This is a genomic window from Arthrobacter sp. 179 (genome assembly GCF_052379645.1).
Taxonomy (GTDB): domain Bacteria; phylum Actinomycetota; class Actinomycetes; order Actinomycetales; family Micrococcaceae; genus Arthrobacter_H.
Map to the genome: position 1 here is coordinate 20,133 of NZ_JBQSYU010000016.1, position 20,393 is coordinate 40,525.

Annotated in this window: 19 protein-coding genes; 5 read left to right on the forward strand and 14 right to left on the reverse strand. The window is 68.9% G+C overall.

Annotated elements, in window-relative coordinates; translation table 11 throughout:
- The first annotated feature begins 21 nt into the window (after nucleotides 1–21).
- Nucleotides 22–660, forward strand: coding sequence for a potassium channel family protein (locus ACT3UE_RS10685; protein WP_444553429.1), 639 nt, complete (start codon nucleotides 22–24; stop codon nucleotides 658–660).
- Between the two features lie 14 nt (nucleotides 661–674).
- Here ACT3UE_RS10685 and proC read toward each other — a convergent pair whose 3' ends face one another.
- From proC to ACT3UE_RS10715, 6 genes are all read right to left on the reverse strand, one after another.
- Nucleotides 675–1,544 carry a pyrroline-5-carboxylate reductase gene (gene proC / locus ACT3UE_RS10690; protein ID WP_444553370.1) on the reverse strand — a complete coding sequence of 290 codons (870 nt, stop codon included), beginning with the start codon at nucleotides 1,542–1,544 and terminating at the stop codon, nucleotides 675–677.
- 84 nt (nucleotides 1,545–1,628) lie between these two features.
- Nucleotides 1,629–2,486 carry a sugar phosphate isomerase/epimerase family protein gene (locus ACT3UE_RS10695; RefSeq protein WP_444553371.1) on the reverse strand — a complete coding sequence of 286 codons (858 nt, stop codon included), beginning with the start codon at nucleotides 2,484–2,486 and terminating at the stop codon, nucleotides 1,629–1,631.
- Nucleotides 2,487–2,503: 17 nt separating this feature from the next.
- Nucleotides 2,504–3,523 (reverse strand): Ppx/GppA phosphatase family protein, encoded by a 1,020-nt coding sequence (locus ACT3UE_RS10700; RefSeq protein ID WP_444553372.1) that lies wholly within the window; start codon nucleotides 3,521–3,523, stop codon nucleotides 2,504–2,506.
- 17 nt (nucleotides 3,524–3,540) lie between these two features.
- The gene (gene topA / locus ACT3UE_RS10705) at nucleotides 3,541–6,279 is read right to left on the reverse strand and encodes a type I DNA topoisomerase (RefSeq protein WP_444553373.1); all 2,739 of its coding nucleotides are present in this window, start codon (nucleotides 6,277–6,279) and stop codon (nucleotides 3,541–3,543) included.
- Between the two features lie 130 nt (nucleotides 6,280–6,409).
- Nucleotides 6,410–7,051 carry an ArsR/SmtB family transcription factor gene (locus ACT3UE_RS10710; protein ID WP_444553374.1) on the reverse strand — a complete coding sequence of 214 codons (642 nt, stop codon included), beginning with the start codon at nucleotides 7,049–7,051 and terminating at the stop codon, nucleotides 6,410–6,412.
- A gap of 11 nt (nucleotides 7,052–7,062) precedes the next feature.
- The gene (locus ACT3UE_RS10715) at nucleotides 7,063–8,721 is read right to left on the reverse strand and encodes a DUF7059 domain-containing protein (protein ID WP_444553375.1); all 1,659 of its coding nucleotides are present in this window, start codon (nucleotides 8,719–8,721) and stop codon (nucleotides 7,063–7,065) included.
- Between the two features lie 65 nt (nucleotides 8,722–8,786).
- On the opposite strand from ACT3UE_RS10715, the gene ACT3UE_RS10720 reads away from it, so the two are divergent.
- Complete coding sequence (locus ACT3UE_RS10720) at nucleotides 8,787–9,350, forward strand: GNAT family N-acetyltransferase (RefSeq protein WP_444561093.1); 564 nt, start codon at nucleotides 8,787–8,789, stop codon at nucleotides 9,348–9,350.
- Here ACT3UE_RS10720 and trhO read toward each other — a convergent pair.
- Nucleotides 9,305–10,231 carry an oxygen-dependent tRNA uridine(34) hydroxylase TrhO gene (gene trhO / locus ACT3UE_RS10725; RefSeq protein ID WP_444553377.1) on the reverse strand — a complete coding sequence of 309 codons (927 nt, stop codon included), beginning with the start codon at nucleotides 10,229–10,231 and terminating at the stop codon, nucleotides 9,305–9,307. The genes ACT3UE_RS10720 and trhO overlap by 46 nt on opposite strands.
- A 176-nt stretch (nucleotides 10,232–10,407) precedes the next feature.
- Here trhO and ACT3UE_RS10730 point away from each other — a divergent pair, with 176 nt between their 5' ends.
- Nucleotides 10,408–11,073, forward strand: a complete 666-nt coding sequence (locus ACT3UE_RS10730) for a GNAT family N-acetyltransferase (protein ID WP_444553378.1) — start codon at nucleotides 10,408–10,410, stop codon at nucleotides 11,071–11,073.
- Nucleotides 11,074–11,120: 47 nt separating this feature from the next.
- Entirely contained in the window at nucleotides 11,121–13,439 is a 2,319-nt protein-coding gene (locus ACT3UE_RS10735; protein ID WP_444566671.1) for a DEAD/DEAH box helicase, read from the forward strand.
- An 8-nt stretch (nucleotides 13,440–13,447) separates the two neighbouring features.
- On the opposite strand, the gene ACT3UE_RS10740 is transcribed toward ACT3UE_RS10735, so the two are convergent.
- The 7 genes from ACT3UE_RS10740 to ssd all read right to left on the reverse strand — a co-directional run bounded on the left by ACT3UE_RS10740 (nucleotide 13,448) and on the right by ssd (nucleotide 18,538).
- Nucleotides 13,448–13,882 (reverse strand): Rv3654c family TadE-like protein, encoded by a 435-nt coding sequence (locus ACT3UE_RS10740; protein ID WP_444566672.1) that lies wholly within the window; start codon nucleotides 13,880–13,882, stop codon nucleotides 13,448–13,450.
- Nucleotides 13,872–14,252 (reverse strand): TadE family type IV pilus minor pilin, encoded by a 381-nt coding sequence (locus tag ACT3UE_RS10745; protein ID WP_444553381.1) that lies wholly within the window; start codon nucleotides 14,250–14,252, stop codon nucleotides 13,872–13,874. Before ACT3UE_RS10745 ends, ACT3UE_RS10740 begins: the two co-directional genes overlap by 11 nt.
- 8 nt (nucleotides 14,253–14,260) lie before the next feature.
- Entirely contained in the window at nucleotides 14,261–14,497 is a 237-nt protein-coding gene (locus ACT3UE_RS10750; RefSeq protein WP_444553382.1) for a DUF4244 domain-containing protein, read from the reverse strand.
- 171 nt (nucleotides 14,498–14,668) lie between these two features.
- The gene (locus ACT3UE_RS10755; RefSeq protein ID WP_444553383.1) at nucleotides 14,669–15,235 is read right to left on the reverse strand and encodes a type II secretion system F family protein; all 567 of its coding nucleotides are present in this window, start codon (nucleotides 15,233–15,235) and stop codon (nucleotides 14,669–14,671) included.
- Entirely contained in the window at nucleotides 15,235–16,110 is an 876-nt protein-coding gene (locus ACT3UE_RS10760; protein ID WP_444566673.1) for a type II secretion system F family protein, read from the reverse strand. Before ACT3UE_RS10760 ends, ACT3UE_RS10755 begins: the two co-directional genes overlap by 1 nt.
- The gene (locus tag ACT3UE_RS10765; protein WP_444566674.1) at nucleotides 16,098–17,354 is read right to left on the reverse strand and encodes a TadA family conjugal transfer-associated ATPase; all 1,257 of its coding nucleotides are present in this window, start codon (nucleotides 17,352–17,354) and stop codon (nucleotides 16,098–16,100) included. The genes ACT3UE_RS10760 and ACT3UE_RS10765 overlap by 13 nt, the downstream gene beginning before the upstream one ends.
- The gene (ssd, locus tag ACT3UE_RS10770; RefSeq protein WP_444566675.1) at nucleotides 17,351–18,538 is read right to left on the reverse strand and encodes a septum site-determining protein Ssd; all 1,188 of its coding nucleotides are present in this window, start codon (nucleotides 18,536–18,538) and stop codon (nucleotides 17,351–17,353) included. The genes ACT3UE_RS10765 and ssd overlap by 4 nt, the downstream gene beginning before the upstream one ends.
- A 133-nt stretch (nucleotides 18,539–18,671) precedes the next feature.
- On the opposite strand from ssd, the gene ACT3UE_RS10775 reads away from it, so the two are divergent.
- The gene (locus tag ACT3UE_RS10775) at nucleotides 18,672–20,387 is read left to right on the forward strand and encodes a bifunctional 3'-5' exonuclease/DNA polymerase (protein ID WP_444566676.1); all 1,716 of its coding nucleotides are present in this window, start codon (nucleotides 18,672–18,674) and stop codon (nucleotides 20,385–20,387) included.
- Nucleotides 20,388–20,393: the final 6 nt, after the last annotated feature.

Consider the following 20,393-nt stretch of genomic DNA (forward strand, 5'->3'; position numbering starts at 1 on the left):
TCGTCGAAACATAATGCCCCGGTGCTGGTCATCGGTCTGGGCCGCTTCGGCGCGGCGGTGGCCAATCAGCTGGTGCGCCAGGGCCGGGAGGTCCTGGCGATCGAGCGGAACCAGGATCTGGTGCAGAAGTGGGCCGGCACGCTCACCCATGTGGTGGAGGCCGATGCCACCAACGTCGATGCCTTGCGCCAACTCGGCGCCCAGGATTTCAACTCGGCGGTGGTCGGGGTGGGCACCTCGATCGAGTCCTCCGTGCTGATCACCGTGAACCTGGTCGATCTGGGCGTCGAGCACCTCTGGGTCAAGGCGATCACCCCATCGCACGGCAAGATCCTCTCGCGGATCGGCGCCAACCACGTCGTCTACCCGGAAGCCGACGCCGGGGTCCGCGCGGCCCACCTGGTGGGCGGGCGCATGCTGGACTTCATCGAGTTCGACGACGGGTTCGCGATCGTGAAGATGTATCCCCCGACGGAGACCCAGGGCTTCACGTTGGGCGAATCCCAGGTCAGGTCCAAATACGGCGTGACCATCGTCGGGGTGAAATCCCCCGGCGAGGATTTCACCTACGCCCAACCCGATACCAAGGTCACGCGGCGGGACATCCTCATCGTGTCGGGACACGTGGACCTGCTCGAGCGGTTCGCCTCCCGACCGTAGGGCCGGCCGGCGGGCTATCCGGCCAGTTCGCGGGTGATCTCCGCGGCCCGTTCGGTGGCCGCCTTGACCCCGGAGCCGATACCGGCCCGCACGCCGGCGGCGTCGAAGCCCTCCAAGGCCGCCTGGGTGGTTCCCCCGGGGCTGGTGACGGCGGTGCGCAGCGCGGAGGGATCGGCGTCGGGCTCGTCGAGCATGACCCCGGCGCCGGCCACCGTGGCCCGCGCCAGATCCCGGGCCAACCCGGCTTCCAGCCCCAGCTCCTCACCCGCGGCGGCCATCGCCTCGGCCAGGTAGAACGCGTAGGCGGGTCCGGAACCGCTCACTGCCGAGACGGCGTCGATCTGGTCTTCGGAGACGATCCGCACCATGCCGGTCTCGGAGAGCAGCGCGGACACCGCTTCAAGGTCCTTCTCGCCGGTCGAGGTGCCCCCGGCCAGGGCCACGACGCCCTTGCCGACGGTCATCGGGGTGTTCGGCATGGCGCGCACGACCGGCTGTCCCTGCGGCAGGGCCTCTTCGATCATGGAGATGGTGACCGCTGCGGCCACGCTGACGACGACGGCCTGCGCCGGGAGGGAGGCGGCGATATCGCGGCAGGCGTCCTGGATCCCGACCGGTTTGACCCCGACGAAGACGATGTCCGCCGCGGCGACCGCCTGCTGGTTGGCGGTCTCGTCCACGGTGGTGGCGAGGGAGCGCACCCCGGTGTCGGCGGCCAAACGCTCCGCTTTTTCGCTGCCACGCACCGTGGCGGTGATGGATCGGGGGTCGAAGCCACCGGCGAGGATGCCGCGGAGGATCGCCCCGTTCATGTTGCCGGTGCCGATGAAGGCCAGACGCCGGCCGGTCGACGTGGTGTCAGGAGTGTGTTTCGAAGATGCCATGGAACCATTCTTCCACGGGGCTCCGGCGGGCGTAGTCCCTGACGGTTCGTCGGCGATCGGCCGGGCAGCGGCCCGGTGGTCCGCTCAGGAACGCAGCGTGGAGGAATCCGAGGTGTTCCCGGCATCGCCTGCCTCGTTGGTGCCGGCGGGGGGGTCGACCGCTTCCAAGTGCTTCCGGGCAAAGCGCAGGGTCTCGGCGAGCCATTCCTCGCGCCCTCCGGCTCCCTTGGCCTTGCGGGTCGATACCTCCACGACGACGTGGCCGTCCCATTCGCTGTCGCGCAGGAACTGCAACGATTCCGCGACCGGCTGGGTGCCCCGTCCGGGGACCAGGTGTTCGTCCTTGCCGTTGTCGACCCCGTCGCAGAGGTGGACGTGGCTCAGCCGGCTCCCCAGCGCCTTGATGGACTCCAACGAGTCCACGTTCGCGATGGCGGCATGGGAGAAGTCCCAGGTGACGTATTCGTAGGGTTGCGGCACGGGGTTCCAGTGCGGAAGGTACATCTTGGCTTCACGACCGCGGGCCCGCCAGGGATACATGTTCTCCACGGCGATGCGGACCCCGTAATCGTCCATGATCTTCTTGACCCCGTCGGCAAAACCGGTGGCATAGCCCCCCTGCCAGCGGAACGGGGGGTGGACGACGACGATGTCGCAGCCCACATCACGGGCCATCGCGGCCGACATCTCGATCTTCGACCAGGCGTCACCCCAGACCTGCTGGGTCAACAGCAGCGTGGGGGCGTGGATCGCCAGGATCGGTTGATCGTAACGGGTACTGAGTTCGTGCAGCTTGCGGGGGTCCTGCGAGAGATGGTTTCCGGTGACCAGCACCTCGACGCCGTCGTAGCCCAGATCATGCGAGACCGCGAAGGCATCGTGGACGTTCAGCGGGAACACCGACGCGCTGGACAACCCCACCTGGATCGGATCCTTCGACATTGCCTGGCTCCCTCTTTTCAATCGACCGCGCCCACGGTGGGCAATCCCGGCAGTTGGCCGAGTTCGACGTGGCCAACTCCCACGCTACTCCCCAGTGGTAAAGGTCCGTCAAAGATCAAATGGTCGAAGCGGCGCAGGATCAGCCCCTCACGCAGCGCCCAGGGGCAGATGCGCAGGGATTTCACCCCCAGCGTGTTCATCGCCACGGAGGCCACGATGGCCCCGGCGAGCATCTGCGGTGCGCGCACTTCGGATACCCCGGGCAGCTCGGTGCGTTCGAGGGTCGTCATGGCTTCAAGCCGGCGGGTCCAGAGTTTCAGGTCATCCAGGCGCAGGACCCGTTTGACATGGATCCCTTCGGCGCTCGGGGCGGCCCCGGTGATCCGGGCCAGGGACCTGAAGGTCTTGGACGTCCCGGTGACCAGGGTCGGCTTCGGATGCTCGGCGATCAGCGCCAGCGGTTCGGCCAAGGTCTCCTTGACGTGGGCCCGCAGCGCCTTCACATCGGAGGTGCGGGGCGGGTCCCCGGGCAACCAGTCACGGGTCAACCTGCCGGCACCCAGAGGGACCGAAAGGGCCAGTTCGGGAAACTCGTCGGTCCCGTAGGCCATTTCAAACGACCCACCGCCGATGTCCAGGTCCAGGATCCTTTCCGAGCTCCACCCGAACCAGCGACGGACCGCATGGTAGGTCATCCCCGATTCCTGCTCGCCGGAGAGCTCCGCCAGCTGGATCCCGGTTTCCTGCACCACCCGGTCCAAGACGGCGGGACCGTTGCTGGCACTGCGGATCGCCGAGGTGCAGAACGCCAGCAGGTCCTCGGCCCGGTGACGGGTGGCGAACAAGGAGGCCTCGTGGACGAAGTCAAGCAGCTCGCGTTGGCCGTCCTCGGTGATCGCCCCGTCCTCATCGAGGTAGGCCACCAGGGACAGCGGCCGCTTATGCGAGGCGAAGGCCGTGGGCCGGGCCCCCGGGTAGGCATCGATCAACAACAGATGAACCGTGTTCGAACCGATATCGAGGACACCCAGTCGCATCTCTGACCCCGCCTGCGCTACTTCTTCTTCTTGGCTGCCGGGCGCTTGGCCGGGGCCTTGCCAGCCCGCTTGACCGGACCCTTGGCGCGCTTGTCCGCCAGCAGCTCCACTGCCTGCTCGCGGGTCAGGTCCTCGATCGCGGTCCCGCGCGGAACCGTGATATTGGTGGCCCCATCGGTGATGTAGGCCCCGAAGCGGCCCTCCTTGACGATGATCGGCTTCTCGGACACCGGGTCGTCCCCGAATTCCGCCAAGGGCGGGGTCGCGGCGCGGCCACCACGCTGCTTGGGCTGGGAGTAGATCTCCAGTGCCTGTTCCAGCGTGATGCTGAAGATCTCTTCCTCGGTCCCGATGGAACGCGAGTCGGAGCCCTTCTTCAAATACGGCCCGAAGCGACCGTTCTGCACGGTGATCTCCGCGCCTTCGGCATCGGTCCCGAGCACCCGAGGCAGGGAAAGCAGCTTCAAGGCCTCCTCGAGGGTGATGGTCTCCAGGGACATCGACTTGAACAGCGAACCGGTGCGCGGCTTGATCTTCTCCGGCTTCTTCGGGGGCTTGGGCTTGCCGTTCTTGTAGTATTCGACCGGCCTGGCGGCCAGCTCCTCCTCGGTCGGCGGGACGATCACCTCGGAAACGAAGGGTCCGTATCTCCCGTCCTTGGCCACGATTTCGCGTCCGGTCTCCGGATCGATGCCCAGCGGGCGCTCCGAGGGCCCGGCATTGTCCATCAGGTAGGTCGCCTTCTCGGCGGTGAGCTCATCGGGGGCCAGATCCTCGGGGACGTTCGCCCGTTCGGGGTCGGTGCCTTCCGGGGAGCCGGCCGGGGCGGGACGTTCCAGATAGGGGCCGTATTTGCCCACCCGCAACACGATGCCCGGGGCGATGTCGATCGAGTTGATGGCCCGGGCGTCGATGTCGCCGAGGTTCTCGACCAGGCCCTGCAGACCCTTTTCCTCCCCGTCACCGAAGTAGAAGTCCTTCAGCCACGCCGAGCGAGCCAGATGTCCTGCGGCGATCTCATCGAGGTCGTCCTCCAACCGTGCGGTGAATCCGTAGTCGACGTACTGGGCGAAGTGTTCCTCCAGCAGGCGGATCACCGAGAAGGCGATCCAGCTCGGCACCAGGGCGCCACCGCGTTTGCTGACGTATCCGCGATCCATGATGGTCGAAATCGTGGGGGCGAAGGTCGAGGGCCTGCCGATCTCCCGCTCTTCGAGTTCGGCGATGATCGATGCCTCGGTGTAGCGCGGCGGAGGGGTGGTTTCGTGGCCGGAGGCCGTGACATCCGTGCCCACCAGGGCGTCGCCCTGGGCCAGCTGCGGCAGCCGGCGCTCGGCATCCTTCTCGGCTTCCTCGGCGGCCGAGACGTCCTTGCCTTCTTCATAGGCGGCCATGAAACCGCGGAAGGTGATGACCGTGCCGGAGGCGGAGAATTCAGCGCGGCGGCCGTCGGTGGCTTCCCCGGCCAGCCGGACCGAAGCGGTCGAGCCCTTGGCGTCGGCCATCTGCGAGGCGACCGTGCGCTTCCAGATCAGTTCGTAGAGCCGGAATTCGTCGGCCCCCAACTGGGATTTCACGTCCCGGGGGCGGCGGAAGGCGTCACCGGAGGGCCGGATGGCCTCGTGGGCCTCCTGGGCGCTATCGGATTTGGCCTTGTACATCCGCGGCTTCGAGGGCACCGATTCCTGCCCATAGAGTTCGGCGGCCTGTTTCCGGGCCGCCGAGACGGCCTCGTTGGAGAGGAACACCGAGTCGGTACGCATATAGGTGATGTAGCCGTTTTCGTACAGGCGCTGGGCGACCTGCATGGTCGACTTCGAGGACCACCGCAGTTTGCGCGAGGCCTCCTGCTGCAGCGTCGAGGTGGTGAACGGGGCCGCCGGGCGGCGGGTATAGGGCTTGGTGTCGACACTGGTGACGGCGAAATCGCTATCCTGCAGGCCAGCGGCCAGCGAGGTCGCCGCTGCTTCGTCCAGGTGGACGACTGCGGTGCCGGATTTCGGGGTCTTCAGTCCACCCCGGTCATCGAAGTCACGGCCGGCGGCCACGCGGCCCCCGTCGACGGCCACGAGCTTGGCGCGGAAGGACTCTCCCGCTGTGGTCGCGAATTCCCCGGCCAGATCCCAGTAGGAGGCGGAGCGGAAGGCCATGCGTTCGCGTTCACGTTCGACGACCAGCCGGGTGGCCACCGATTGCACACGCCCCGCGGAGAGACCGCGGGCCACCTTGCGCCACAGGACGGGTGAGATCTCGTATCCGTAGATCCGGTCCAGGACCCGACGGGTCTCCTGGGCGTCCACCAGATCGGTATCGAGTTCACGGACGTTCTCCATGGCCCGGGCGATACCTTCGCGGGTGATTTCGGTGAAGGCCAGACGGTAGACGGGGACCTTGGGTTTGAGGACCTGCAACAGGTGCCACGCGATGGCTTCGCCTTCGCGGTCCGCATCGGTGGCCAGATAGAGTTCGTCGGCATCCTTGAGTTCGGCCTTGAGTTCCGAGACCTTCTTCTTCTTGTCCGGATAGACCACGTAATAGGGCTCGAAGTCGTTCTCCAGATCGACGGCGAACTTGCCGACCGAGGACTTCTTCAGTTCCGCCGGCAGCTCCGAGGGTTGGGGAAGATCCCGGATATGACCGACCGAGGCATCGACGATGAAGCCATCGCCCAGATACTTGGCGATCGACTTGCTCTTGGCCGGTGACTCGACGATCACGAGCTTCTTGCCGGTTTTTTCCTTGGCCTTGGGGGGCACAACACTCCTATTTGCCGCTGACGGCACGCCGTTGGGGGCGCACCTGCTCATTCTGCACTAGGTTAGCCGCTTCGGGCACACCAACCGCAAGCCAGGACCTCCCGGTGTGGTCAACGCCGCGTTGCGCGGGTCAGGAATCGGTGGCAGGTGCCTCGGGGAGGAAGGAGAGCATGTAGTAGATGCGTTCGCCTTCCACCCCGCGCTCATCCGGTTGCGCCAGGGCCTCGTATTCGTCCACCAGCCCGTAGACCCTCTGGGCGAACTCCTCCTGCAATTCCTTGCGCAGGAACACCATGCCGGTCGTCAGGACCGGTGGTCGGTTCGGGGAAGGTTCGATTCCTGCCTTGCGTTCCTCATCGCGACGGTTGATCTCCACGCTGAGCCGCTCGCGGAAGGCGTTGAGCTGGACGTTGAGGAAGGAATTCTTGGCTGCCGTCGAGTCGTTGAAGGATCCGACCACCAACTGGTCCCCCGCCGCCTTCCAACGGCGTTCCCGGCCATCGCCCTCGCTGGCTGCACGTTCGACGTAGCCGTACTTCTCCAGGGCCCGCAGATGGTAGCTCATGGCGCTGGGCGTCAGGTTGCAGCGCGAGGCAAGTTCGGTCGCGGTGCGGGTGGACTGCGAGGCAAACAGCTCTTCGAGGACCTCCAACCGGGCCTCGTGGGCCAACGCACGGATGGCCTGCGGGTCGCCGATGACCACCGGTTTCTGGGCCTGTCGCCGGAACTTCGCCTCAACGGGCGGCTCTTCTCCGGATGTGTTCTGAGTCATACGGAAAAAGTTTAGCCTTTGTTTCGCACTTCGGTGACGAACCCCTGGGTAACGAGTCGATCAACACTGGCCAGTAGGTTCGCCGCGGTCTCCCGTTCGTCCCCTTCCACGAGGGAGGCCACGGCCTGGGCCAGCACGCCGGCGCTGAATTCTCCGTCGCAGGCCGAAACGAATCCGGCCTCCGCCGAACCGAGCAGGGTGGTGCGTCGCAATCCGGCCCCCTGGCGCAGCAGGATGACCCCGGGATGTTGCGCGCCGGGTCGTTGGTGGCGTTCTTCGGTCACGTCGTCGGCGACCACCAGGACCAGCTCCGCCCGGTCACGCCCCAGCAGGGAGTCGGTGGCCTCGATCTGCGCCTGCAGATACGGGGCGACGGGCTGCTCCAGGGGATGGGTGATCTCTTCGAAACGCAGGCCGAACGGCAACCGGTCCGGCTGGGCCGGCCGTCGGAGCCAGAGCATCCCGAAACCGATCCCGGCCACGTCGCGGTCGGCGAAATCCCTCAGATAATCCCGGTAGGCCGCGTCATGGGCCTCCTGGTCACGCCCCTGGGAGGCATCGCGCAACCAGGTTTCGGCATAGACCTCCGGTGCGGTGACATCGCGCTGGATGAACCACGCTTCAGTGCCCTCGCGGATCCAGGAGCGAGGACCGGCCTCCCACGCATCAGGGGACTCCTCACCCGGTGTCATCTCATCTACGTGGTTCTCGCCGTCATCCGACGCCGCCTGGGTTCGGATCTCCCAGTTCGCCAGCATCTGCGCCGTCCCTCCGGGAGCGAGCACGTCCGGAAGGTCCCGCACCAGGGATTCGACGAGGGAGTCCCCCGGCATCCCTCCATCCCGGTAGGTGTACCGGTCTTCGGGCCGTTCGCTCGCCGAGCGGGGGGTGATCACGAAGGGCGGGTTGGAGACCACGAGGTCGAACTCCTCCCCGGCGACGGGTTCAAGCAGGGACCCCAGGCGAAGCCCGACCCGCTCCTCGAGTCGTTCCGGATCCACTCCGAGCACCCGGTGGTTCAGCAGCAGGTTGAACCGGGCAAAGGCCAGCGCCCGATCCGAGATGTCGGTGGCCACGATGCGTCGGCAATGGCTGAGCAGGTAGAAGAGCTGGATCCCGGATCCGGTGCCCAGCTCGAGTGCCCGTTCTACGGGCCGGCGGATGACCGCCTGCGCCAGGGTCGCCGACGCGCGGCCGACACCCAGGACGTGGTCATGCCGCAACGGCCCGGGCCGTTGGTGGGCCCCGAGGTCACTGGCGATCCATGTCTGCGCAACGACATCGCTGGCGTGCGGGCGCAGATCCACCGCGGCACGGAATCCTTCGCCGTCGGGTTCGATCAGCTGAAGCCGGGACAGCCCGGCGGTACCGGTGCGCGGGAACGCCATCTGGAGGGCCTCGTCGGGGAAGGACATCCCCAGCAACCACAGCCCGACCAGCACCGGGAGGGCCCCGGCGCCCCCGGCGCCCAGGGACCGTTCGACCACCAGCTTCGCCGGCACGATCTGGTCCCGCCCCAGGGCCTCGTGGGACGCGTCTCCGAGGAGGGTGGCCACGGCCTCCTGGTGATAGCAGGCCCGGGTCAGATCGTCGGCCAGGGCATCGAGCAGATCCTGCTCGTTGCTATGGGGGGCATGGTTGATGACGGAGAAGGGGGCCGAGGTATTCACCGTTCGAGCCTAGCGGCGGATAGGCTTCCGATGCATCGACCCGCACCGGAACCCCAGGAGCAGCCTTGACCTTGGTCACCACGACATCCCTGCAGATGACTTCCGCCCGGTCCCTGACCCCTGCCGCACGCCCGCTGCCCCGGGGGTGCCGGATCGAACGCGTCCCGGGGATCACCGCCGACTACAGCAAGTTCCTCTACCGCTCGGTGGGCGGGTCGTGGAACTGGGTGGATCGGCTGGGGCTGACCCGGCAGCAGTGGGCGGCAGAAGTCCAGCGTGAGGGCAGCGAGACCTGGGTGTTGACGGTCGACGGCGCGCCGGCCGGGTACATCGAACTCGGTGGTTCGGCCGACGGGGTCGTGGAAATCATCTACTTCGGCCTCTTCCCCGAACAACTCGGTCTGGGTCTCGGTGGGGTGCTGCTCAGCGAGGGGACGGCACGGGCCTGGGACCTGCATACGCGGTGGGAGGGGTTCGCCGCGGTGCACCGGGTCTGGGTCCACACCTGTTCCCTGGACGGTCCCGCCGCCCTGGCCAACTACCGGGCCCGCGGCTTCGAGGTCTTCGCGACCGAAGAGGCCGATCAGGTCGTGGAGGACGCCTCGGCCGGCCTCTGGCCCAAGGCATAGCAGTCGGGGCATAGCCGCAGTTGGTCATCGGCGGCACACCCGGCGCAGAACAACCGCAACTTCCGGCATGAGGCCGTGGCGCAGTTCTCGAACTTGTTCGTCGGGTCCTGGCAGCCCACGCAACGTCCGACCGTCACCGCCTCGGGAGTGAATTCCAGGTGCATCCGACGGTCGAAGACGTAGAGCGATCCCTCCCACAGTCCACGGTCCCCGTATTGCTCGCCGTAGCGCGCAATCCCGCCTTCGAGCTGGTAGACCTCCGTGAACCCCCGGTTGAGCATCAACGCCGAGAGCACTTCGCAGCGGATGCCCCCGGTGCAATAGGTGACCACCGGCTGGTCCTTGAGGTCATCGTATTTTCCCGAGTCGAGTTCCTTGACGAAGTCGCGCGTGGTCTGGACGTCGGGAACCACGGCGTCGCGGAATTTGCCGATCTGCGCTTCAAAGGCATTGCGCCCATCGAAGAAGACCACCTCCTCCCCGGAGGTCCTGCGGTTTTCGACGAGTTCATGCAGCTGGCGGGGGTTCAGATGCCGGCCGCCGCCCTGCACCCCGTCGTCGGTGACCGATAATTCGCCCGGGGCCCCGAATGAGACGATCTCCTGACGGACCTTGACCGAGATCCGCGGAAAGTCCTCGGCGCCACCCTCGCTCCACTTCACATCCAGGCCGTGGAAGGCCGGGTATTCGCGGGTGGCCTTCAGGTATTGCTTCACCGCACGGATCTCCCCGCCCACGGTTCCGTTGATCCCGTCGGGGGAAATGAGGATGCGCCCGCGCAGTTGCCATTGTTCCAGGAGTGAACGCTGCCACAGGCGGATGGCCTCGGGATCGGGCAACGGCTTGAAGACGTAGAAGAGGGCGATGCGGTGCTGGGCCATCCTTCAAGGATAAGGCGGCCATCGTCCTCGGAGCGCGTCGGGCCCGGGGCCGCGCCCACCCGCGCCGACGCCAGCGGTCCATGCGGTGGTCGCCGTCGTTAACAATTCGCTACCGAAGTGCCGAAAATGCCCTCCCGACTCTGCAGTGGATCGCGGCACCGGGTATTGTCTGGAGCATGGGATCGACTGCAACTGACAAATTGATTGGCGTCTGGGTCACCGGCTGGGTCGGTGCCCGCGGTTATGAAAGCCGTACCGAGGGCCGGGTCCATGCCGCCCTGCGCCATGACACGAGCGGGGACTGGGAATACATCATCAACGACCCCACCTCCGAGGAGCTCGTGGCGGTCAGCGAGACGCTGAACAAACACCCTGCCCGCCGGCTGACGATCGTCACCGGCGATTCCCTCAGTGTCACCGAGGCGGCCCTGGCCGCCGGCTTGGGCGTGGTCACCTCGGATGAGGCCCTGATGGTCGCCGACATCTCGGGACACGACGTGGAGTCGCCCCGCCCGGCCGAGGGCTTCACCATCGAGACCGAACGCGATGGCAAGCACGCCTACGTCTCCATCCACCTGGAGGACGACCCCGACGTCGTTGCCGCCAGTGGGCACGTCGCAATGGTCGACGAATACGCCGTCTTCGACCGGATCATCACGGCCGATGACTTCCGCCGCCGTGGGCTCGGCAGCCTGGTGATGCGCGCACTGGTCGCCCTCGCCCTGGAGCATGACGTCGAAGAGGGTCTGCTGGTGGCCTCCACCGACGGGCAGGCGTTGTACCACTACCTCGGCTGGACCCCCATCGGCAGCATCGTCACCCTCGAGGGCAAGAAGGACTAATCATCTCCGGTCCCCGTTCCGTCGGTCAGTGATGCCACACTGATGCGGTGAGAGAACCCAACGCACTGATCGAGCAACTGGGCCATGGCGAGTCCCCCGAGGCCTTGACGCATCTGCACGTCATCCCGGCCCGTGAAGCCGTCCATGGTCCGTGGCCGGAGTGGGCGCATCCGGAGGTCGTGGAGGCCTTCGAACGGTGCGGCGTCCAGACTCCCTGGTTGCACCAGGTGCAAGCGGCCCACAGTGCCCACGAGGGCCATCACACGATCGTTGCCACGGGCACGGCCTCCGGCAAGTCCCTTTCTTACCAGTTGCCTGCCCTGGACGCGATCCACCGGGCAGAGCTGGACCAGACGGTCAGCCTGCGGACCACCGGTTCGGTGGTGCTCTACCTCTCCCCCACCAAGGCGCTGGCCGCCGACCAGCGTTCCGCACTGATCGGCTTGGGGTTGCCCACGGTGAAGGTCGCCAGCTACGACGGGGACACCGACCCCGGCGAACGCCGGTGGATCCGCGATCATGCCAATCTCGTGTTGACCAATCCGGACATGCTGCATTTCGGGATCCTGCCCAACCATCCGGGGTGGGCCCGGTTCTTCCGCCGGCTCAGCTACGTCGTCATCGACGAAGCCCACAGCTACCGGGGGGTCTTCGGCTCCCATGTGGCCAACCTGCTGCGGCGTCTGCGCCGGATCTGCGCCCACTACGGTGCCGACCCCGTGTTCATCGGGGCCTCGGCCACCAGCGCCGATTCCGCCGAGTCCTTCGGACGACTCATCGGGGCCGAGGCCCGGGAGGTCACCGTCGATTTCTCCCCCCATGGCCAGACCGCGGTGGCGCTCTGGGAACCCCCTCTGCTGGAGGGGCGGGGGGAGAACGGTGCCCCGGTCCGCCGCACGGTCATCGCCGAGACCGCCGGGCTGTTGGCCCATCTGGTCAGCGGTCAGGTCCGTACCATCGCGTTCATCAAATCGCGGCGGGGGGCGGAGACCATCTCCAGCATCGCCCGCCGTCTGGTCGACGAGGTCCACCCGTCGCTGCCCGGCCGTATTGCCGCCTACCGTTCCGGCTACCTGCCCGAGGAACGCCGGGACCTGGAAACCCAGCTGCGTACCGGTGAACTGCTCGGGATCGCGTCGACCTCGGCACTGGAATTGGGCATCGACGTCGCCGGTTTGGATGCGGTGCTGGTGGCGGGTTGGCCGGGGACCCGGGCCTCGTTCTTCCAGCAGATCGGCCGCGCCGGCCGGGCGGGCCAGGATGCGCTGGCCACATTCGTCGCCAGCGACGACCCGCTGGATACGTATCTGGTCCACCACCCGGAAGCCATTTTCGAGACTTCGGTCGAAGCCACCGTCTTCGATCCGTCCAACCCCTACGTGTTGGGCCCCCACCTGTGTGCTGCGGCGGCCGAGCAGCCGCTGCGCACCGAGGAGGTGGAACTGTTCGGCGCGAGCGCGGCCGGACTGTTGGATTCGCTGGTGGACCGCGGGTACCTGCGCCGACGCCCGTCGGGCTGGTTCTGGACCCACCCGGAGAACGCCGCCTCGATGGTGAACCTGCGGGCGGACGGCGGTGGCCCGATGAACATCATCGATGCCGCCACCGGCGCCCTGCTGGGAACCATGGGGTCCCCACAGACCCAATACCAGGCCCATACCGGGGCGGTCTATGTGCATCAAGGAACCACCTATGTGGTGGAGGAGCTCAATGAGCAGGACCACTGCGTGCTGGTCCAGCGGGCCACCCCTGATTTCTACACCCAGGCCCGGGACATCACCACCATCGGGGTCCTCGAGGTCCTGCGCACCCTGGATTGGGGCCCGGTCCAGGTGCACTTCGGCGAGGTGAAGGTGACCACGCAAGTGGTCTCCTTCCAACGCAAGGCGTTGGTCTCCAACGAGATCCTCGGAGAAGAGCCCCTGGAACTCGAGGCCCGGGACCTGTTCACCAAGGCCATCTGGTTCACCGTGCCCGAACGCGAGATGGCGGCGGCGGGAATCCTTCCCGATGCCGCCCCCGGGGCCTTGCACGCCGCCGAACACGCGGGCATCGGCATGCTCCCGCTGGTGGCCACCAGCGACCGGTGGGATATCGGCGGGGTCTCCACTGCATTGCACGTGGACACCGGGATGCCCACCATCTTCGTCTATGACGGACATCCCGGCGGCGCCGGTTTCGTCGAGCGGGCCTTCGAGCAGGTCACCGTCTGGCTACGGGCCACCCGGGAGGCCATCAGCGCCTGTGAGTGCGACGCAGGATGCCCCTCCTGCGTCCAGTCCCCCAAATGCGGCAATCGCAACAACCCCTTGGACAAGGCAGGAGCCATCGCCTTGCTGGGGCTGTTGCTGCGGCACGCTTCATGACTGCCTGATCACCCCGGAGGGGTCCAGGCGGTCGTGGGGGGACCGGCCCTGGAACGACCCGTGGCTTCCACCCCCAGCGGGGCCAGCCAGGAAAGCCCCGGCCCGAGCGGGATGTTGGTCCGGACGTCGACGACGACTCCTCCGGTCCCTGACCTGTGGCATTGGGCCAGGCCGGCCCCGTTCCGGGCGGCCGTCTGGGCAGCGACGGTGCACGGTTCACCCGGGGCCAGGCCGCGGGCCGCGTCGGCCGCGGCCAATGCCGCCAGATCGGCGGCGCTGGCCGCCCGACCGGCCGCGGTGGCCACCGCGGACACGGACAGGACCACCACCAGGCAGAAGGCGAGGCCGGCGACCAGGCCCACGACCAGCAGTGTCCCGGAACCGCGCTCGGATCCTGCAGGGCAGCGGACGCAGACCCCCACGGGTCGCGGTTCAGCGACCATCGTGGCCCACCGGCCCGCCCGGGTCGGCCTCGGTTCGCGCCTGGGCCTGCGCGCTGAGCACCAGGAACTCCCGGTCGGAGAGCCAGGGCAGCGTGATCGTGCGGGTGACCTCCACCTTCCGATACCGGCCCGCGGATCCGATCCGGACGGAGGCGCCCTCCCCCGCCAGACGATGTCCGGTGTCCACGGCGTGGGCGGCAGGTTCACCCCGGGCCAGTTCCCTGGCTGCCGCCCGGGCCGCCTGTTCCACCCTGACCTGGGTGCTGCCGCAGACACCCACCCCCAGGACCAGGGCCAGGAAGGCGGCCACCACCGGCAGCAGCACGGCGAACTCCGCCGTGCTGCTGCCTCGCTGGTGATTGACGATCACCACCGGTCCTAGAAGGACAGGGCCTGACGCACCAGGCCCATCAGCAGCTCACGGACACCCCCGCTGCTGAGGATGCTCACCAACAACCCGGCAAACCCCACGGCGGCCAGGGCCACGATGGCAAATTCAGCGGTGGCGATCCCCTCCTCACCGCTTCCCGACCCGGAGCCGATTTCCGCGGCGTCCTCCGGGCCGCCGGCCCTGGTGTGGCCTCCGGGGTCGACCTGTTCGTCCTGCTCGTTCATGATGTTCTCCATTCCTTCCGGCTACGGGCCCCGGCACGGGACCTGCCTCCACCCTCCGGTGCCCACGGCCGGGGGCGGGGGCGGGGCCGGCACGCTCTGGACAACGGCGTGGCCGCCACCACCTGTGAGGGATCCGTCGGCGGCCACGGGGCCATGAAGACGCCCGTCCGGCTAGCCCAGCGCCGGGAGCAGGGCCATGACCACGGGAACGATCCCGAGGCAGATGAAGGCCGGTAGTGCGCAGACGCCCAGCGGGATGACCATCTTCACGCCCAGTTCGGCCGCTTCCTTCTCCGTTCTCCTGGCCTCGCTCCGTCGGGCCTGGTCCGCGGCGGAACGGAGCAGGCCCGACGTGGCCGCCCCGGTGAGGTGGGCGAAGGCCAACGCCTCACCGATTCCGAGCAGCTCCGCGGGGGCGGCTTGCCAGGCCCGCTGCCAGTCGATGCCCAGGTCCAGGCATCGGACCACCGGCTGCAACCCCCGGCAGGGGGCCACCTCACGCGCCAGGGTCGCCAGGACCCCGTTGACCGGAAGCCCGGCGTCGAGCAAGGTCGCGGCCAGTTCCAGCAACAGCGGAACATCCGCGGTCGTCGGGTGCTGGTCCCCGGCTCCGGAGGCCTGCTTCCCGGCCCCTGTCGCTGGGCCGGCGGCGGGGCCGGGTCCGGCCCACGGGCCGCGCCGGACGGCCAATGACCACCAGGCCGTCATCCCGGCCAGGAGCGCGGCAACCAGGACCATCACCGGCTCCGTCCCGCCCCCCGGGTGCGCCCCCGGCGCCGATGCGGCCGGGGCGGCCCCAATAGATGCCTGCTCCACAGCGCGTTGGCCCACCAGAGTCCACCCCCGGCCACCAGGCACATCCGTCCCAGATCGGTTCCGGTGAGTGTTCCGAGGGGGTCCGCCCCCATGAGTTGGGCCAACCCCAATCCCAGGGCAGGCAACCAGGCCAGCAGCTTCTGCGTCATCCGTGGTCCGGCCAAGGCAGCCTCGAGGGCCCGGCGACGGTCCTGTTCGGCTTCAAGCTGGTCGGCCAGGCGGTGCAGCAGATCGCCCAACGCGGCCCCCGTGGACTCCGAGAGGCTGATGCACCACAACAGCCGCTGCCAGGCGTGCCGGAATTCCGGCCGGTCACGCAGATGGCGTTCGATTCCCGCCGAAGACCCCGAACCGGTTTCCTGGCAGATCCGGACGGCCCGACATCCCGACACGATGTCCCGGGCGCCGGCAGCGCCACCGGCCCGTGGGCCCCTGCCTCCCACAGCGGACCCGCCGGCTGGTCTTCCGGCTTCCCCGGCGTGCGGGATCCTCAGGTCCCAGCTGGATTCCAGCAGCAGCCAGGCTTCCCCCGGGTGGCGCCCCGAACGCAGCAAGGCGGCCAGTTGGCGCATCATTTCGACGTGGTCGTCCAGCCCCGCCCCCGATGCCGGGCCGGGGCGATGGAACCATCGGCGTTTCCTGCCCGGGTCTCCGCCGGCTCCGGGCTCCTGCGTCCTCCTCGCGGCAGCGGGCCGTCCCGCAGCGGCTGCGGGGACGGAAGGCAGCGACCGGCTGGTCGGCAGGAACCAGCAGGCGAGCCCGGCCAACACGCTGCCGGCGAGGATCACCAGGGACATGGGATCGACCTTTCGGCCAACAGTCCGGCCAACCATGGGGCCGAAGGTCCCGGCCGCAGGGCCTGATCGGTCCCTGGGTGCAGCACCGGAGAGACCGTGAGGAACCCGTGCCCGTCGGGGACCAGCCGCCCCAATTCCAGCGGGGTGCGGCGTCCTCCGATCCGGCCCATGTGGATGACCAGGTCCAGGGCGCTGCCGGTCTGGACGGCGAGCGCGGTGCCGGTCATTCCCGACAGGGCCGCCAGGGCCGCCAGCCGTGCGGGGACCGCGGCGGCGGAACTGGCATGCACCGTGCCGCCGGCGCCGTCGTGCCCCGTGTTCATGGCGGTGAGGAAGTCGCTGACTTCGGCACCGCGGCATTCCCCCACCACCAACCGGTCCGGGCGCATGCGCAGGGCCTGCCGGACCAGTTCGGTCATCCCCACCGCCCCGGCCCCCTCGATGTTCCCGGTCCGGCATTGCAGGCCCACCACATGGGGATGGTCTGGTTCCAGTTCCCGGGCGTCCTCCACGATCAGCAGCCTCTCGGTGGGTTCCGATTCCCCCAGCAGCGCCCCGAGCAGCGTGGTCTTGCCGCTGCCGGTGCCCCCGCTGACCAGGAAGTTCAGCCGGGCCCGGACCACGGCGAGCAACACCGGATGCCAGGGGTTGGACGTGCCCCCGGGCAGGAGCGCTTTCAGTCCCGCGGACCGACCTGGTCTGATCCTCACCGAGATCAGGGGGCCGCCGGTGGAGATGGGAGGCAGGACCGCATGGATGCGGTAGCGTCCCACGACGACGTCGGCGAAGGGTTGGGCCCCGTCCAGCCTCCGCCCTCCCGAGGCGGCCAACCTCACGGCCAGGGCCCTGATCCGTTCGGGGTCGGTGAAATGCAACGCGGTCCGGCACAACCCCTCCTCGCCGTCCCGCCAGACCCGTCCCTCGGCGTCGACGAGGACATCGGTGGTGCCCGGTTCATCGGCGATGGCCTGCAAGGGGCCCAGACCCTGCAGGTCCTCCTGGAGCAGGCGGATGACCTGGGCCGCACTACTGCTGCCGACCACCAGTCCCGAGGCCCGGACCGCGTCGGCCAGATCCGCGCCGGTCAACGGTCCGGCCCCGCCCAGGGCCCGTCGCCGCACCTCTTCGAGCAGGCGTTCGTCGAGGTCCGGACCACCGGACCGGGCCGAGGCCCGCGGATCCCAGCGACGCCGACCGGTGGGCTGGTCCCGGGCCCCGGCGGCGGGCGACCCGTTGAGGCTCATGAGGCCACCGGTCCGGTGTCTGCCGGGTCGTCCACAGGCGGGAGGGACCACCCCACGATGCCGGCGAGTCGACGGCGCAACCGGCGGCGCGTGAGCACCCCACCCAGCCGTCCTTCCCCGGCCGCCGCGGAGAATGCGGCGCTTGCGGGGACGTATCCCAGCAGTTCCAGCCCCGTGGCGGAGGCCAGCCGGCCGGCATCGACCCCGGTGGGCAGGCGTCCGGTGACCACCAGGCGGCAGGGGCTTCGGTGGGCAGGCCCGTCACCGGGCACCGGTGGTCCGGTGCCGGTCATGGTACCCGGGGCCACCACGATGACCGAGTCCGCCAGCGAGGACAGTGTCTGATCCACCCCTGCAGTCCTGCCGGCATCGACCACGACCGTATCGAAGGTCCTGCGCGAGGCGGCGATGACCTCGTTCACCATCGCCGGCGGGACCGGTGCCGGCAGGCCCCCGGTCCAGGTCAGCACGGTGGTGCCCTCGCTGGAGGGCAGGACCTCGGCAAGATGCCCGGGGGCGATGCGGCCCCTCGAGCGCATGAAGTCCTCCCAGCCAACCCCGGAAACCGCCGGCCGGCCCAGCAGTGGCCACAACCCCCGGCTATGCGGATCCGCATCCACCAGCAGGCTCCGGACACCGCGGCGGGCGGCTCCCACCGCGGCGAGCACGGCCAAGGTGGTGGTGCCGGCACCCCCGGTGGCCCCGGAGAACACGGTGACCCGTCCCCGCCCCGAATGCAGGGCCCGTTCCCCGAGATACTCCCCCAGCCAGGCTGCTGCCTCGGGCAGCACCGCCACCCGGGCTCCCGGGTCCCGGGCCGCGGCCCGCCAGAGGTCCTCACCGTCACGGCCGAACCCGATCAGGACCACCGGAACCCGGAATCCGCCGGCCGGGCACTCCGGTGCGGCATCGGGGCCCAGCAAGACCATGGAACATCCGTCCGGCACCGCTTCCGGAACGCTTCGGTGGAGCAGCAGGACCACCCCGCACGCGGCAGCGATGAGGGCCACGTGATCGGCCAGCTGCTCATCGCGGGTCACCAGGAGACAGCCGGTGCCCGCCGATTCACCCCCGCCGGCCTCCTCGCGCCCGGCCGGTGGCATCGGCCGGGTGGGCTGGCCCACCTCCCGGACGGCAGCGCCGGTGGGTGGGGCCGACGGGGTGAAGGCTGGCGACTGGTCCATGAGCCCACCGTGCCGCGGGCCCCGGCCACGGCAGGGCCCCGCCCCGCCCGTTGTGGACGCTGCGCGGGCCGCTGCCTTCCGACACCGGCTGTGCAGGGCCCGTCGGCTCCGGTGTCCCTGTCAGAATGGGACGGTGCCCGGTTATGCAGTCCTTGCCACCCATTCCACCGCCCAGGCGGCCCCCGACCAGGGGGCGGCCACCGCCGTCGTGCAGTTATTGGATGGGTCCGGTGTCGCCGAGGCCGACCCCGTCGTCCTGCTCCGTGACCAATTGGCCGGTGCCGTCCAGGAATTGGGGCCACGGCGGCTGCGCTGGGTCTGGGGGCGCACCAGCGACTGGTATCCGGGCCTGCTGGCCGCCGGGTGCACCGTGGAGCGGGCCAGTGACCTGAGCCTGAACCGCACCATCCTGCGTCATGCCCCGGCCGCGACGAACACCGAATATCTGGCTTCCCTGCGGGCGGACGGGGCCGCGGGGGACGACGGCGGCGAACCCGCCTGGTCCCTGCCGCCGGCCCGGGTGCCGGAGAACCAGGGGGCGCTCTTTTCCGAGCCGAAGGACGATCAGACCTCCATCGAGGCCGTCACCGCAGAATTCCGGGAACAGCAGCGTTCCGTACCCGGCAGCCAGCCGGGGCGTCGGCTCCAATTGCTCTTGGCCGCCGAATCCGCCGGTGCCCTGGTGGCCGCGGAGATGCAGCACCAGGGCATTCCGTGGAACCGCGGGGTCCACGAACAGCTCCTGGTCGACCAGCTGGGTCCCCGCCCCGCCCCCGGGGTTCGTCCGCCGCGGATGGAGGAGGTCGCTGCCGAGCTGCGTGCCGCCTTGGGCGCCCCGGGACTGAACCCGGACTCCCCCCACGAATTGCTGAAGGCCCTGCACCGCGTGGGCGTGGACGCCAAGAGCACCGGCCAGTGGGAGTTGCGCGACTTCTCCCACCCGGCCCTGGAGGTCCTGCAACGCTATAAGAAGCTCTCGCGGCTGCATTCGGCCAACGGGTGGGTCTGGCTGGACGAGTGGATCCATGAGGGCCGTTTCCGGCCCGAGTACGTGGTCGGCGGGGTGGTCACCGGACGGTGGGCGTCGCGCGGCGGTGGGGCATTGCAGATTCCGCACACCATCCGCGATGCCGCCCGGGCCGACCCCGGGCATCTGCTGGTCGTCGCCGACGCCGCCCAGCTGGAACCGCGCATCCTGGCCGTCCTGGGTCGCGATACCCCGCTGGCGGAGGCCGCCCGGGGGCAGGACCTCTACCAGGGCATCGCGGAAAAGGGGTTCGGCGGGGATCGTGCCCACGCCAAGATCGCGATGCTCGGGGCCATGTATGGCTCCACCACCGGTGAGGCCGGACGCCTCATGCCGCAGCTGACCCGGACGTTCCCGCAGGCCATCGGGGTGCTGGAACGGGCCGCCCGGACCGGGGAATCCGGCGGGTCCGTGCAGACCTTCCTGGGCCGTGGTTCCCCCGCTGCCTCGCAGGCCTGGCTCACCGGGCAGCGTGCCGCCTCCGCCGAGGAACAACGCCGGGCCGATGCGGCGGCCCGGGCCCGGGGGCGGTTCACCCGGAACTTCGTGGTCCAGGGAACCGCCGCGGAGTGGGCCCTGTGCTGGCTGGCCGAGATCCGCCTGCGATTGCGGGCCGCCCGGGCCGCTGGACGGGACGACGGCGCACTGGTCTTCTTCCTGCACGACGAAGTGATGCTCCATGTCCCCCGCGAAGCGGCCGAACGGGTCTCGGTGATGGTCCAGGAGGCCGCCGAGCGGGCGGCAACACTGCTCTTCGGCACCGTCCCGGTGCAGTTCCCCGTCGGGGTCACCGTCGTGGAATCCTACGCCGACGCCGACTGAGCCCCT

What these genes read in the sequence shown, in the direction of transcription:
- ACT3UE_RS10740 (WP_444566672.1), bottom strand. Translation starts at nt 13,882, where the DNA reads ATGGTCGCTGAACCGCGACCCGTGGGGGTCTGCGTCCGCTGCCCTGCA.
- ACT3UE_RS10760 (WP_444566673.1), bottom strand. Translation starts at nt 16,110, where the DNA reads ATGTCCCTGGTGATCCTCGCCGGCAGCGTGTTGGCCGGGCTCGCCTGC.
- trhO (WP_444553377.1), bottom strand. Translation starts at nt 10,231, where the DNA reads ATGGCCCAGCACCGCATCGCCCTCTTCTACGTCTTCAAGCCGTTGCCC.
- ssd (WP_444566675.1), bottom strand. Translation starts at nt 18,538, where the DNA reads ATGGACCAGTCGCCAGCCTTCACCCCGTCGGCCCCACCCACCGGCGCT.
- ACT3UE_RS10765 (WP_444566674.1), bottom strand. Translation starts at nt 17,354, where the DNA reads ATGAGCCTCAACGGGTCGCCCGCCGCCGGGGCCCGGGACCAGCCCACC.
- ACT3UE_RS10710 (WP_444553374.1), bottom strand. Translation starts at nt 7,051, where the DNA reads ATGACTCAGAACACATCCGGAGAAGAGCCGCCCGTTGAGGCGAAGTTC.
- proC (WP_444553370.1), bottom strand. Translation starts at nt 1,544, where the DNA reads ATGGCATCTTCGAAACACACTCCTGACACCACGTCGACCGGCCGGCGT.
- ACT3UE_RS10700 (WP_444553372.1), bottom strand. Translation starts at nt 3,523, where the DNA reads ATGCGACTGGGTGTCCTCGATATCGGTTCGAACACGGTTCATCTGTTG.
- ACT3UE_RS10755 (WP_444553383.1), bottom strand. Translation starts at nt 15,235, where the DNA reads ATGGTCCTGGTTGCCGCGCTCCTGGCCGGGATGACGGCCTGGTGGTCA.
- ACT3UE_RS10695 (WP_444553371.1), bottom strand. Translation starts at nt 2,486, where the DNA reads ATGTCGAAGGATCCGATCCAGGTGGGGTTGTCCAGCGCGTCGGTGTTC.
- ACT3UE_RS10730 (WP_444553378.1), top strand. Translation starts at nt 10,408, where the DNA reads ATGGGATCGACTGCAACTGACAAATTGATTGGCGTCTGGGTCACCGGC.
- ACT3UE_RS10750 (WP_444553382.1), bottom strand. Translation starts at nt 14,497, where the DNA reads ATGAACGAGCAGGACGAACAGGTCGACCCCGGAGGCCACACCAGGGCC.